Consider the following 14,363-nt stretch of genomic DNA (forward strand, 5'->3'; position numbering starts at 1 on the left):
ATTTACTCAGGCTTGAGGAATACCAGCCAGTTTCAATAGTATGCTCTCCAGATCACCCCATGGCATTAGCTGTGAATCAATCACTTCTAACCTCGATTCAAATCCTTCCAAGCTCATTTCGGTCACAGAAACCACACCATTAGCCACATTAAAGGCATAACAGCCACGGTCAGTATTAAGCACACCTTTCACTCGCTCTGCGGTTAGGTCGCTCAGCAATTGGAATAACAGATCGAAGTTGAACTGATATTCGGCACCGAATAACCATCCACAGCTAAAGTAACCTTGACCACGATTCTCTTTGCGTAAAAAAGGTTGCTGTGGTGCAAGCTGAAATTGCGGTTCATCGGCGGCGTGATCATGGTGGTGCGCTTCAATGTGAGTTGAAGCATTACCTGTTAAACGCGGCATATCCAGCAGTTCAATCGGGAAATTGCCCTGTTTTATTAACTGACTAAACGCTTTCGCAGGGACCAGATCGGTAACCCAATCATTAAAGGCATCGATATCACTGCTGCTACACTGATCAACCTTGTTGCCAAGGATAATGTCAGCACTAGCAAGCTGATCATTAAAATTCTGGTTGCTACGATACTTTTCAATGCTCAAATGACGAGGGTCAACCAGTGCGATAGTCGCTTTTAAGTCAACATAGGGCTGATATTGTTCGGATATCAAAGTCGCCACAACTTGTTTCGGATGCCCTAGCCCCGTTGGCTCAATGATTAAGCGATCTGGTTTTTGACGCAATAAAGTATTGATGCCAACCGACATAGGCACCCCAGCAGTGCAACACAGGCAGCCACCAGGCACTTCTTTGATCATCGCCCCCTGCTCGCTCATCATTGCGCCATCAATGCCAATTTCGCCAAATTCATTAACAAGGACAGCCCACTTTTCATCCGCAGGTTTGGTTGCTAATAAATGCAAAATTGCCGTAGTTTTCCCAACGCCAAGAAAACCGGTAATGATATTGGTCGGAACTCTATTCATCATGCTAATACTCCTTTTGCGGCAGTATATCCAAAAGCCAAGCAAGTAACAGCGTTGATAAGAAAGGTCGAGAAGATCGCTTAGATAGAAAGTGACTAAAATTGCAAAAGGCGCACTGAAAAGCGCGCCTTTTTCCTCGTAGACTCAATCGTGAGTTTTTGCGAATTCGCTTGGCTTCGTATGCAAGCGTCTCTTTGCCGAGGTACTGATATGAACGTTTTGATTCCATCCAAATTGTATGTAAGGTTCCATATCCTCCATCAGAAATGTTCTCACTAACCTTACGCTTTAACTATGGTACATAGTGCTGGATTATCAAGTTAACAGTGTGATTTTTTGGCGTAGATCTCACTATTTTTAGAACTATTCAATAAATCAACCATATATGAAAATCAATATTCCAACTTTGTCGCTATAGTTGAAATTGGCTGAGCGTATAATTCTCGCACTTTCTCCTCCCTAGTAAGTACAAGGTATTATAAATATGTCGAAAAGAGAGATACTTATCACCAGTCTACTGGCTAAAATGCCAAAAGATACGATTAATCAGTTCCTCTCTAAAGACAAAACACCCTTATCTGTACTTTTTTTATCCTTGATCGTCGGGGTTTTAGCGGGTCTAGTTGGTACCTATTTTGAACAAGCCGTACATCTGGTTTCGGAAACACGTACGGAATGGTTAAAAAGTGAATTAGGCAGTTTTTTACCTCTCTGGATAGCAGCCTTTCTAATCAGTGCCGGTTTAGCGGCCATCGGCTACTTTCTTGTTCACCGTTTTGCGCCTGAAGCAGCGGGTTCTGGTATTCCTGAGATTGAAGGGGCAATGGATGGTATGCGCCCAGTGAGATGGTGGCGTGTACTCCCCGTTAAATTTTTTGGTGGCATGGGCGCATTAGGCTCTGGCATGGTGCTTGGTCGCGAAGGCCCAACCGTTCAAATGGGTGGCGCTGTCGGACGCATGATTTCTGATATTTTCCGCGTTAAAAACGAAGATACTCGCCACTCTTTGCTAGCGGCAGGCGCTGCTGGTGGCCTTGCCGCCGCATTCAATGCTCCATTGGCGGGTATTATGTTCGTTATCGAAGAAATGCGTCCGCAATTTCGTTATACGCTGATTTCAGTTCGCGCGGTCATCATTTCTGCGGTGTCAGCCAACATTGTGTTTCGTTTGGTCAATGGCCAAGCGGCTGTCATTACTATGCCGCAATATGATGCTCCTGAACTATCTACCTTAGGCTTGTTCTTACTACTTGGTGCTTTATTCGGTGTCTTTGGGGTGTTGTTCAATTATCTGATCACTTTAGCTCAGGATCTTTTCGTCAAATTTCATCGAAATGATCGCAAACGCTACCTGCTCACTGGCTCTATGATTGGTGGCTGTTTTGGCTTACTACTACTCTACCTGCCAGAATTAACCGGTGGCGGCATTAGCTTAATTCCTACCATCACCAATGGTGGCTATGGTGCTGGCATCTTGTTGCTGCTGTTTGTTGGCCGCATCTTCACGACTTTACTCTGTTTTGGCTCTGGTGCTCCCGGTGGTATCTTTGCACCCATGTTGGCACTCGGAACTTTATTTGGTTACGCGTTTGGTTTAATCGCTAAAGTGTGGTTTCCTGAACTCAATATTGAACCTGGCATGTTTGCCATTGCTGGAATGGGCGCGTTATTCGCTGCGACAGTACGCGCTCCTATTACTGGAATTTTGCTGGTTATTGAAATGACCAATAACTACCATCTGATTCTACCTTTGATCATTACCAGCCTAGGTGCCGTGATTTTCGCGCAAATGCTTGGCGGACAACCGATCTACAGTCAACTTCTGCATCGTACTTTGAAGAATCAGAAGTTGCAGCAGCAAGATCTTCCACCTCAGAACCCAATTACATAAAAGTCAATTTGCCTAACCGATTGTGAAACCAGATAATAGCCGCTCGCTAAAGGAGCGGCTTTTTTATCCAATCTAGGATCATGCACCAAGGAGTAGAAATTGAATTGGTATAGGTTTACCCAAGTACAAAACGTGCCACCATCACAAGCTGCATTAGCATTAGGAATGATAGGGTTGGGCCACGCTTGGGTGCTCTATTACCCTCCCCTTGGGACACTTATTCGGCCATATTGGGCATTCAGCGGAGCATTGTTGCTGTTGCCTGTGCTACTCAAATATCTCAATTGGCGCACCTTCATTACCGATCTCAAACATCCCATATCAGGTAGCTTAATGGCACCGATGAGCATGGCTTTGCTTATCTTATGTGACTATCTTGCCATCCTCTCTCCATTTATAGCTTATCCGATTTGGGTTGCGGCTTTGTTACTGCATTTAACCATGATGACGCTGTTTTTCTATTTCCAGCTACGTCAGTTCAAGCTCGCCAATATTGTACCAAGCTGGTTTTTGTATCCGGTTGGTGTGATCAGTAGTTCTTTAGCGGGCACCCAGTTTGGACACACCCTATTTTCAGAAGCGATTGTGAATGTATGTATCGCTATTTATTTCGTTATGCTGCCACTGGTTCTTTATCGCCTTGTGTTTGCTGGCACATTACCTAAAAGAGCACGCCCTACGTTAGCCATTATGGCCGCTCCTATTAACCTGACTTTAGCCACTTACCTTGTGAACTTCTCTCAGCCGGACCCCGTCCTCACTGGAGCCCTCGCGGGTATTGCGATTACCATGACTCTGCTTATCTACCTTTGTTATCTGCGCTTGTTGCGTCTACAATTTCAACCATCTATCGCTGCAGTTACATTTCCTTCGGTGATCAGTGCCGTGGCAATGCAGCGGCTCAATGAGTTTTTCTCTACGCAACATCCACAATGGTACTGGTTACACTATTTCGGATTTTTAGAAATTACGATTGCCACTGTTTTGGTCGCGTGGGTTTCATGGGGGTACATAAAAATGTATTGGCCGGAAATATTTAAAAATAACTCAGTTACTTCTTAAATTATTTTTAATGTTAGAATATTATTCGGGGTAGAGCCCCTACCCCTAATGATTATTCGCCACATCGCCTCCGAAAATTATCATTTATTCTAGACAACTAATAAATTTAATTTTTCCTAGATGACAGGCTTTTTTAATTAAGCAATATATCACCCGTCAGCTGGCGTTAAATTATTTAGAACTAGGATATATTGCGATGAATAGAACACATCTTCCTGATTTTATTCAGGATAAGATAACTCACTATATTGAAAATTATTTTGATATAAACAAAAACGGCAAACATCTAGTATTGGGAAAACAAGCTAGAAGTGAAGATATTATTTTGCAAAGTAATGATTATCTCGCACTGGCCAATCATCCTTTAATTAAAGCGCGTTTAGCAAAGTCTTTGCTTGAGGAACAGCAGAGCTTATTTATGTCAGCCTCATTCTTACAAAATGATTATGACAAACCCATGGTAGAGAAGCGCTTGGCCAAGTTCACAGGCTTTGATGAGTGTTTACTGTCTCAATCCGGTTGGAATGCCAACGTAGGGTTGTTACAAACCATTTGCCAACCTAACACCAATGTCTACATCGACTTTTTCGCTCACATGTCATTGTGGGAAGGAGCACGCTATGCGAACGCTCAAGCCCACCCTTTTATGCACAATAACTGTGACCATTTACGTATGCTGATCCAGCGCCATGGGCCTGGAATCATAGTTGTCGATTCCATTTACAGCACTCTTGGCACTGTTGCGCCACTGGCAGAGCTAGTCAATCTCAGTAAGGAGTTCGGCTGCGCTTTACTGGTTGATGAATCGCACTCTTTGGGGACGCACGGCCCTAACGGTGCTGGTTTACTCGCTGAGTTGAACCTCACCCATGAAGTGCATTTCATGACCGCCAGCTTAGCTAAAACCTTTGCTTATCGAGCTGGAGCGATTTGGTGTAACAATGAGGTCAACCGTTGCGTGCCATTTATTAGCTATCCGGCGATTTTTAGTTCGACCTTACTTCCTTATGAAGCGGCTGGTTTAGAAACCACATTAGATATTATTGAATGTGTGGATGATAAACGGCAGCACTTAGAAAAAATGGCCAAAAAACTGCGCATAGGGTTAACCCAATTAGGCATGACCATTCGTAGTGAAAGCCAAATTATTGGTTTAGAAACGGGGGATGAGCGAAATACAGAAAAAGTCCGTGATTTTTTAGAAAACAATGGCTTATTTGGTTCTGTTTTTTGTCGACCTGCCACATCAAAAAACAAGAATATTATCCGCTTATCACTCAATAGTGATGTGACGGAAAAGCAAATAACTCGGATAATTGAAATATGCACTGATGCAGTAAAATGTTCGGATTTTTATTTTCGTTAATCGAATAAAATTAATCGATAGAAAATGAAAAACACATTTAATTGTGAATAAAATCATTAAGGTGGGAGAATTCACTCCCACCTTATACCCAAGCCGCCACTTTATTCAGTAATACATCACGGTCAGCAGGCTTAACAATGAAATCGTTCATGCCGGATGTTTGCACCAACGCTAAGGTTTTCGGGCTGTTATCACCTGTGTATCCAATAATAGGAATGTTTTTATAATCACGATCAGAGCTTCGGATGAGATGTGTCGCTTCTAAGCCACTGATTTTAGGCATCTCAATGTCCATCAACACTAAGTCGATAGTCTGAGTATCCATATAAGCGATCACCTCGCACCCATCATTCGCTTGTACAACCTCATATCCTTGTTGTTCAAGCAAAATCGATGTGAAAGTACGGATAGATTGGTTGTCATCTACAACGAGAATTCGCCGTTCATGGCGACTTTTTTGCAGCGGAATAATGTTGCGATTCATCACCAGAGAGTCTTGCTCAAAGAGCAAACGATCGATGACTTTGCTGGTTTTCTTCAGCACAGAATGGATGCTGATCGGTTGAATGTGTAGGTAACGGTTGATGTTCACCGCATACTCTTTGCTAGGGTCATAGATATACCCGATACAACCTTCCGCGAAACTCAACGTTCCTTCAAGTTTGGGTAAAAGTTCGCCTTGCTGAGTGGCATCATCCAAGTCCAGTAAGATTAGATCGAATTCAAATTCATAGTCTTGCCGTCTTACCGCTTGCTGGGCTGAAAGTGCGGTAAAGCCAAACTCTTCCTCTGCCGCTAACTGATTCAGTTCTCGAACAATCGACTGATTCGAGCCTATGTAAATAACTGATTTGGACTTTAATAAATCGGTTTTAATTTCTCTAATGATTTTTGACTCGTAACGTGGAAACGTCAGTACGAACTCCGTCCACTCACCATGCTTAGAAAAACAGCGAATGGTGCCACCAAATGCCGTCATCACTTTACGACAAAACGGTAATCCTAGGCCGTAACTGCCATTTTTGCCAAAGGTATAAAAGTCACGAAAGATGTCTTCCAACATTTCAGGAGCAATACCTACCCCGTTATCACGCACTTTAATCAGGTTATGTTCAGCACTCTGCTCAATTTGAATACAAACGGAAAATTGTTCTTTCTGATAGTAAAAGGCATTCTTCAGTAGGTTGAACAAGGCATACGTCAACAAGGTATCACTACCAAAAAAATCAAATGGCTGACGAACATCCAACTGAATAGCGTGTTGATCAGCGGCATTTTTATAAGGAAAGCTCTTGAGTGCTTTCTCAATTACTTCAGCCGCAGCGTATTTTTTAAAGCTTGCGGTGGAAACACGGTTTTCATCGATTGAGGTCAACAACAAATCAATGGTGTTATTGCCTGAATAGATAACATCATCCGCCTCATTCAAAATCTGGTGTAGAAGGTCTAGTTCTTGTGCATCCAATGGATAAGTCGATTGCACGGCTGCCTGAGGCTTAGGAAGCATGGTACGAATGACGTCTATTGATGTTTTCAAGGCACTCAGTGGGTTACGCATTTCATGTGCGATCCCCGCACCAAATGTTTTAGCAATGGAGACTTTGGTTTCGTGGGAAATTTGGTTGCGGAAGAAACACAAATTGCCGAAGACATAAGTGAACAAGAAAACAGGCACATACGGCCATTCAATCAAGGTATTCGGTTGGAAATCCGTGAAGCCATACACCGCCACATAAGCCATCAAAATCGAGGTAATGGCTTGCAGCGCCATCACCTTAGTATCGTGCACTAAGAGGATGTGTAAAAAGATGGATGCCATGAACGACATCGCCCAAATGGTCGACCAGTTGTTCATCAACATCATGAAACAAAAGAAAAAAGGTAAGCAAAAACCTATGGTGAGCAAAAAGTAGTACGGCATGTACCGCTTCCACTTATTCGGCAATGACTCCCGAAACGCAAGCCCAGCGAACAATAAAGCAGCAACAAAACGCAAACCTAAATTTTCATAGGTTTGCGGAAACCAGTATTCCCAAATGAAGTAATAGGCAGGATAGCCGAGCATCCCCATCCACCCCACCAAAGAAAAATTGGGTTCCGCGTACTGGTAAACTTTTTTTATCACTTCCATGCTCACCGTCACTAACGTTGCGTTCTCTCGCTACTCATCAACATGCACATACTTTACCGATTCCACTCTTCAAGGTCAGTGATAATTATCATAGCCCTTGGTTTTAGCCTATCTTATGTCACTAAACGCAGTGTACTGCCTAATCGTGTTGCCAACACATCCAATCTCAGTCCAATCTGTTCTTTCAGTTCAGTAACGTGAGAGATAATACCTATCGTTCTGCCACCTTGTTGCAGATCAACCAAGGTCTGAATCGCTAAGTCAAGCGATTCAGGATCTAAACTGCCGAAGCCTTCATCAATAAATAGCGTATCAAGTCGAATACCGCCGCTGTAGGATTGCACAACATCCGATAAACCCAACGCAAGAGCCAACGCCGCCATGAATGACTCACCACCTGATAATGTCGCCACATCACGCCATTTTCCGCTGTAACTGTCTTCCACCATCAAGTCCAAACCGGAACCCGCATTGCCTTTCGCGCGATCTTCTTTACGTTTGAGGAGATAGCGCCCGCGACTCATTTTCAACAACCGCTGCGAGGCTTGCAGCAATACATCATCCAGCAACACGCCAAGCACAAACCGATGTAAGCTGACTTTAGCTCCGGTTTTACCATTGGCAATATCACTCAATGTGCCAACGACCTGATATTCCGCTTCTAACGCTCGGTTTTTCTGGTACAAATCAGCAAGCTGTTTTGCCACTCGCTGTAAGCCATCCATACGCGATTGCAGTTGGGTAAAGTGCTGCAAGGCTTCTGCCACCTTCCCTTCGTTTATGCTAACCAAAGCGACCAGCGGATCGAGATCAGGCTGCGTTTGATCTGCTAATTTGCGAGACAACGCTTGTTGCTCACCACTAAGCATCGCCCCCCGCTCTTCATATTGAGCAATTTGAGCTTCGATTTTCGCTATCACTTCATCGGTTAAACGTGCAGCCAGATAATGCTGTTCATCACGCAGCCCATAATTTTGTAACCCTTGTTGCCAAGCGAGCACGGCCTGCTCATGCTGTTGTTTACACTCTTTGTGATGATCGAGTGCCGCTTGATATGCTGCTTGTACACTCGCCAATTGCTTTTGAGCCAGAACCCATTGCTCACGCGCGGACTGCTCAGATTTTTGCAACGTTTCTGTTTGGATCTGTATACGCTGAATTTCTGCACGCAGTATATTAAGGTCGGAAAATTCTTCCGGAATATCTTGCTGCAAGCTAGTCAGTTCGGCCTGCGCTTGAGTTAATACTTGCCACGCTTGCTGTTTATTCAGCAACTGCTTTTCCAACGCCGCTTTACTCTGCACTAAACGTTGTTCGAAGTCCTCAATCTGTCGCTGTAATAGTTCAGGGTTGAGCTGTTGTAGAGCATGAATCTCACTACGCAAAGTTTGCTGCTGCTGTAACAAGTTAGTCAGCGGAGCTATTTTTTGCTCATTCAATTCCGCGGTCAGATTAGCGAGGTTCTGTTCGACTTGCTGTACTTTAAAGCCCTGTTGTTGATAGTGGTTGAATGCGGTTTGTTGACGTTCAACACTTTGCTGCTGCAAATTTCGCGCTTGTTCAACCTGCGACTTGGTGACAGCGTCACCTGAAAACTGCGCTTTATTAGGATGTTCTAGGCTACCACACACTGGGCAAGGTTCATTTTGTCTAAGTTCTTGTGCTAATTCCGCCGCGCGTTGTGTATGCCATGTAAGTTCAAGCTTATCAGCCGACTGCTTAGCTTGTTCACTGTGGGTTTGTGCCTGACGGTATAACTGCCCAAAGCGCTGTAGCTCCTGCTGAACACTTTGCAACTCAGCAAGCAGAGCTTGCTCACGCTCACGGCTTTGTATTTGAAGCGTCAACTGGCTGAATTGCGCCTTCCTTGCCTCTAAATCGGTTAACTTGCGCTGTTGTTGTTCCCACTCAAGCCGTTTGGTTTGAATCTCCTGCTCTAGCTGAGCCCCAGCATGCTGCAAATTGGTTGTGTTTTGAGTGGTAAGCTGAAGATCCCGTTCCGCTTTCGCAACTCGCTGCTGCACACTCTCTTGCGCTAACAGTTTTTGCTCCGCTCGTTGCCATTGCATTCGTTGTTCATTCAATGCAGGCAATTGTTCACAAGCCAAGCTAGCTTGTTGACTGGCCAGCTGCGCTTGGTGCTGCTGAAGTTCAGCTTGCTGCTGCAATTGTTTCTGCTGTTCAATTTTTTGCTCTGCTTGAAGCAAAGCTTTATGTGCTTGATGCCATTGCTGATACGGTGCCGTTAAATGTGCTGCTTTTTGGGCTTGTTGGCGTTGCTGGCGAAGCGCTTCAATTTGCTCAGCTTGCTGTTGATGCACAGCAATTTCAGTGGCCAATTGCTTCTGGCGTACAAACTGCTGTTCTAATTCCAACGCAGATTGATATTGAGCCTTAGATTGATCCAACGTTTGTTGCTCAGTTTTTAACTTTTCCTGAGCTTCGAAAAGAAGCGGGGATACTTGTTCAAGTTCAGCCTGTAACTGCTCTTCACTGACCAACCCCACCACATTCAATGTGCCTTTGATCTGCTGATCAAACTCATCTTTTTCTTTGCGGATCCCCGCGGCACGATCAAACAAGCCGCGTTCAATTTGGCTATAGAGTTGGGTTTGAAATAATTGCCCGAAAATCTGTTCGCGCTCTTTTGAATTGGCAGTTAATAGCTCACGAAATTTACCTTGAGGTAACACCATCACTTGGCGAAACTGTTTTACATCTAAGCCAATCAATTCGACTATCGCTTTAGCAACGGGGTTGGGTCGGTTGGCAATCAGATCGTTATCGCCCTGTTTTAAAGCAACTAAGGTGGCGGAATGCGCTTTTTTGGTCATTCCTTCGCCGCGTTTTTTGGGGATCTCTTGGTCTGGTTGACGGGTAATTTGATAATGCTCACCGGCCAGTTCAAACTCAAAACTAACTTCCGTTAAACATTCAGAATCAGCGAAATCACAACGCATTTGATCGCCAGTGCGTTCGCTGCCAGTCGTTTCGCCATACAAGGCATAACAAATCGCATCGAGAATTGAGCTTTTACCTGCCCCCGTCGGACCATTGATTAAAAAGAGTGGTGCATCACCTAATTCAGTAAAATCAATCACCTCTCTGCCAGCAAACGGGCCAAAAGCTTGCAGTGCTAGTTTTAGCGGACGCATATTACATCCCCTCCGCTTTTAGGCGCTGAATCACTTCAATCACCACTTGTTCTTGCTGGTCAGTGAGCGGCTCACGTTTCGCTTCTAAGAAGAAATCACGGAACATATCCAGCTCACCACGAGCCAATCGCGCTTTCCCCATTTCTTGATCCACCCCGATTAACATGCCCGGCTTTTCTATGTGCAGCACGTTGGGATAGACCTGACGCAATTTTTCCATCGGGTCCAAAATCGCATGCTTGTCTAAAAGGCGGACAAGCAAATAATCGTGTGCTTGGGGAGCGGTCGCACCTGCGGCAATGATCGCTTCAAGTTCACCTTCAATAATGCGCATTTGGTGTGGAGCTTGCAGAGGGACATGGGTTGCAGAAACAAAACCTTGATGATCAAACTCAACTAAAGTTGCACCTTTACTCTGATGCTGCTCGCCGAAGCTGTATTTCATGAGTGAGCCGGAATAACGAATGTGCTCCGCCCCTTTCATTTGCGGCTGATGCAAATGCCCCAGAGCCACATAATCGAAAGGCAAGAAATGGCGATGATCGACTCGATCTGAACCACCTATAGACAAAGGACGCTCAGATTCCGATTCCATCGCACCATCCACAAAGCAGTGACTGATCAAAACATTACGTTGGGAAGCTGTGGTTTGAGCGAGAATTTTTTCACACAGTAGCTGATGCGCCGCATCATGGCTGTTGATCTCGCTTTGGTAATAGTGGCGAACCAATTCCGGATCGTTGTACGGCATACCCCAGAAAGCGACTTCTCCGGCTTGCTCGGAATGTAAAACGACAGGCTCCATCATCTGCTCAAAATCGGCAAAGATATGTAAACCTGATTTTTTCATCTGTTTTGCTGCGAAACCTAGCCGTTTTGCGCCGTCATGGTTGCCCGGAATCATCAGTAAAGGCGTGTTTAGTTCTCCACAAATCACACTCACAACTTCATCAAGTAAATCAATCGCGGCGGTTGGCGGCACAGAGCGATCATAAATATCGCCAGCCACAATTACAGCATCCACCGGATTTTGGCGCAGAAACTCGATAAGTTGTTCGAGTACCGCGCGTTGATCATCTAATAGTGAGACTTGATGAAATTGGCGTCCGAGGTGCCAATCTGAGGTGTGCAGAAACTTCATGCCTTTCCTGTCGGGGAAACAAAAACAGGCGCATATCATACCTTTATTTCATGCGATTTCGATGTTGCACTTCGATAAGTTGAGATAAATCTTTCGTTTTCATCTCAAAGTGTAAAAAAGCGATTTTTCTGGCTGAAATTTTGTGCTTAAAGCACGTATTTCAAGCTAACTGCGTACCTTAAGCTGACGAGGAATCAGCTCAATTCCGGCTTGATACCGTTTTGCAGAAGCATTAAGCGCTAAAGCTAACGCGCTATCGGCAATCAACTCAAATTGTTGTGGCAGCGAATTAACCCGCATTGGCAAGAAATCCAGCAAGCGATTGTCACCAAAGGTGGCTAATCTTACTTTTTGCATCAGCTCTGGCTGTTCAAGTAATACATCTAGGATACCTTCAAGCAGTGTGTAAGATGTCGCAACCACGGCATCAGGCAGTTGATTATTGCGCACCCATTTCGCAAAAACTTTACGCCCTTCTTCTCGATTAAAGTGCTCGCCATAGCTGATGAGCGTTGGCAAACCAAATTCTTTGGCTGCCATGCTAAAACCTTGTTCACGCTCACGAGAAACGTTGAGCTCAGGCAATGCGCCAACCAAACCGATACTTTTTACTTCATGATTTAATACTGAGCGCGTCAGTTCAAACGCTGCGCCAAATTCTTCACTGATCACACACGAGAAATATTCATCATCCAATGCTCGATCGATTGCAATGACAGGGGTACCCGATTGCTGCATCTTGAGATAAAACTCGCTGGCATTGGCGATACAACTCGCCACAAAGAGAGCATCAATTCGTCTTGATACCAGAGCATCTGCCGCGGCAATTTCAATTTCCGGATCGTCATCTGAGCAGGCGATTAAGATCTGGAACCCCGCTTGCCGCGAGTTTTGCTCAAGCAATTTAGCTAAACGCGCATAACTGGTGTTTTCTAAATCTGGGATAATCAAACCAAAAGAACGGCTGTTACCGGCACGCAATGCTGACGCAGCATGGTCTGGACGGAAGTTGTACTTCTCGACCACAGCCATCACTTTTTGCTGTGTCTTCTCACTGATCCGATACTTCTGCGCTTTTCCATTGATCACATAACTGGCGGTGGTTTTGGATACACCAGCCAATTTGGCGATTTCATCCAGTGTCATAGTGGTTACTCGTTTTATGTGCGTCTGATCATAGAACGCAATTTTTGATCCCTGCTTGGTGTTGAATTATACGCTGAATCGATTCAGTATTAAAGCTGAAAGGATTCAGCAAAAGTATCGTTTCCTCACAATCTCAGAGATTGTGAACTACATTTAGCAGCAGGATCATGATGAATCGCGGTTTTGCTGAATTTTTTTGCCCTTAATGCTGAATCGTTTCAGCATCGGGAAGATAGAGGAAGGATGAGATCATGATCTCCAAGCACTTAGGGTTATAAGTCGTTTGGACTGATGTCATCCCGCCCAAATAGGCAGAGAGGGGTTAAGTATGTTGGAACTCACCACACAAGACATTCAATTGCAGCAGCATTTCGAGAACAAACAAGCTGCAATTCAAGGACTCGCACAAGCACTGACCGCAAAAGGTTTGGTCGCAGAAGGTTATGCGCAAGGTATGCTCAATCGCGAAGCACAGCATTCTACTTACTTGGGGAATGGTATTGCGATTCCGCATGGAACCACCGATACCCGTGAACTGGTTAAACAAACGGGTGTAACAGCGATGCATTTCCCACAAGGTTTAGATTGGGGAGATGGTAACCGTGTGTATGTGGCAATTGGTATTGCCGCAAAATCCGATGAACATTTAGGCATTCTTAAACAATTAACCAAGGTTTTATCTGCAGAAGGTGTTGAACAAGCTTTGCAACAAGCAAAAACAGCACAACAGATCATCACTGTAATCAAAGGTGAAGCTCAACTGAGTGCCGATTTTGATGCTTCATTAATTCAACTGCAGTTTCCTGCCAGCGATATGGTGCAAATGAGTGCTGTAGCAGGTGGCCTACTGAGAAATACCGGATGCGCAGAAAGTGAATTTGTTGCCGACTTGGTCACTAAATCCCCTACTCACTTGGGTCGCGGTATTTGGCTGGTTGCCAGTGACCGAGCAGTGAAACGCACAGGCATGTCGATCGTTACAACAGCAAACCATTGTGAATACGATCAGCAACCCGTTAAAGCGTTAATCGCTTTCTCTGTGTGTAACGATGCACACCAACCGCTTTTAAACAAAATCACCGAACTGGTGTTTCAGCAGCAACAAGAAAAACTACTGCAAGCTGATGTTAGTCAGCTGCTCAATCTATTTACAGCGAATGCTGAAGAATCCACACCTGAGTCGGTTTCATCTGCTGAGCATAATGCGGTTTTCCGAATCAAAAATGCTCACGGTCTACACGCTCGCCCGGGTGCCATGTTAGTTGCAGAAGCGAAGAAATTTGAATCTACGATCCGAGTCTCCAATCTTGATGGTGATGGCCAAGTCGTGAATGCGAAAAGCTTGATGAAAGTGATCGCACTGGGCGTGAAGCACAATCATCAGCTTCAATTCAGTGCTGAAGGCCCTGATGCCGATGCTGCATTACAAGCCATAGGTGCTGCGATTAATGCAGGCTTAGGTGAAGGTTAAGGAGCAG

9 protein-coding genes are annotated in these 14,363 nt (G+C 44.7%); 4 read left to right on the forward strand and 5 right to left on the reverse strand.

The window, feature by feature from the left end:
• Window positions 1–6 precede the first annotated feature (6 nt).
• Window positions 7–996 (reverse strand): CobW family GTP-binding protein, encoded by a 990-nt coding sequence (locus tag D908_RS09140; protein WP_005524645.1) that lies wholly within the window; start codon window positions 994–996, stop codon window positions 7–9.
• Between the two features lie 481 nt (window positions 997–1,477).
• On the opposite strand from D908_RS09140, the gene clcA reads away from it, so the two are divergent.
• The 3 genes from clcA (at window position 1,478) to cqsA (ending at window position 5,312) form a co-directional block, all read left to right on the forward strand.
• Window positions 1,478–2,884 carry a H(+)/Cl(-) exchange transporter ClcA gene (clcA, locus tag D908_RS09135; RefSeq protein WP_005524647.1) on the forward strand — a complete coding sequence of 469 codons (1,407 nt, stop codon included), beginning with the start codon at window positions 1,478–1,480 and terminating at the stop codon, window positions 2,882–2,884.
• A 99-nt stretch (window positions 2,885–2,983) separates the two neighbouring features.
• Window positions 2,984–3,946, forward strand: coding sequence for a TDT family transporter (locus D908_RS09130; RefSeq protein WP_032467605.1), 963 nt, complete (start codon window positions 2,984–2,986; stop codon window positions 3,944–3,946).
• A gap of 196 nt (window positions 3,947–4,142) precedes the next feature.
• The gene (cqsA, locus tag D908_RS09125) at window positions 4,143–5,312 is read left to right on the forward strand and encodes an alpha-hydroxyketone-type quorum-sensing autoinducer synthase (protein WP_005524651.1); all 1,170 of its coding nucleotides are present in this window, start codon (window positions 4,143–4,145) and stop codon (window positions 5,310–5,312) included.
• A gap of 82 nt (window positions 5,313–5,394) precedes the next feature.
• On the opposite strand, the gene D908_RS09120 is transcribed toward cqsA, so the two are convergent.
• From D908_RS09120 to cra, 4 genes are all read right to left on the reverse strand, one after another.
• Window positions 5,395–7,383, reverse strand: coding sequence for a hybrid sensor histidine kinase/response regulator (locus D908_RS09120; protein ID WP_167733108.1), 1,989 nt, complete (start codon window positions 7,381–7,383; stop codon window positions 5,395–5,397).
• A gap of 173 nt (window positions 7,384–7,556) precedes the next feature.
• Window positions 7,557–10,598 (reverse strand): AAA family ATPase, encoded by a 3,042-nt coding sequence (locus D908_RS09115; RefSeq protein ID WP_005524656.1) that lies wholly within the window; start codon window positions 10,596–10,598, stop codon window positions 7,557–7,559.
• A 1-nt stretch (window position 10,599) separates the two neighbouring features.
• The gene (locus D908_RS09110; protein ID WP_005524658.1) at window positions 10,600–11,739 is read right to left on the reverse strand and encodes an exonuclease SbcCD subunit D; all 1,140 of its coding nucleotides are present in this window, start codon (window positions 11,737–11,739) and stop codon (window positions 10,600–10,602) included.
• A 165-nt stretch (window positions 11,740–11,904) separates the two neighbouring features.
• Window positions 11,905–12,885 carry a catabolite repressor/activator gene (gene cra, locus D908_RS09105; RefSeq protein ID WP_000171129.1) on the reverse strand — a complete coding sequence of 327 codons (981 nt, stop codon included), beginning with the start codon at window positions 12,883–12,885 and terminating at the stop codon, window positions 11,905–11,907.
• A 328-nt stretch (window positions 12,886–13,213) separates the two neighbouring features.
• Here cra and fruB point away from each other — a divergent pair, with 328 nt between their 5' ends.
• The gene (gene fruB, locus D908_RS09100) at window positions 13,214–14,356 is read left to right on the forward strand and encodes a fused PTS fructose transporter subunit IIA/HPr protein (RefSeq protein WP_005524659.1); all 1,143 of its coding nucleotides are present in this window, start codon (window positions 13,214–13,216) and stop codon (window positions 14,354–14,356) included.
• Window positions 14,357–14,363: the final 7 nt, after the last annotated feature.

Source organism: Vibrio mimicus CAIM 602, from assembly GCF_000338875.1.
In the GTDB taxonomy this organism is placed as follows: Bacteria; Pseudomonadota; Gammaproteobacteria; order Enterobacterales; family Vibrionaceae; genus Vibrio; species Vibrio mimicus.

Bases quoted from the DNA above. Each gene is read 5' to 3' on its own strand.
- cqsA (WP_005524651.1), top strand. From the start codon at position 4,143: ATGAATAGAACACATCTTCCTGATTTTATTCAGGATAAGATAACTCAC.
- cra (WP_000171129.1), bottom strand. From the start codon at position 12,885: ATGACACTGGATGAAATCGCCAAATTGGCTGGTGTATCCAAAACCACC.
- D908_RS09110 (WP_005524658.1), bottom strand. From the start codon at position 11,739: ATGAAGTTTCTGCACACCTCAGATTGGCACCTCGGACGCCAATTTCAT.
- D908_RS09120 (WP_167733108.1), bottom strand. From the start codon at position 7,383: ATGGGGATGCTCGGCTATCCTGCCTATTACTTCATTTGGGAATACTGG.
- D908_RS09140 (WP_005524645.1), bottom strand. From the start codon at position 996: ATGATGAATAGAGTTCCGACCAATATCATTACCGGTTTTCTTGGCGTT.
- D908_RS09115 (WP_005524656.1), bottom strand. From the start codon at position 10,598: ATGCGTCCGCTAAAACTAGCACTGCAAGCTTTTGGCCCGTTTGCTGGC.
- clcA (WP_005524647.1), top strand. From the start codon at position 1,478: ATGTCGAAAAGAGAGATACTTATCACCAGTCTACTGGCTAAAATGCCA.
- fruB (WP_005524659.1), top strand. From the start codon at position 13,214: ATGTTGGAACTCACCACACAAGACATTCAATTGCAGCAGCATTTCGAG.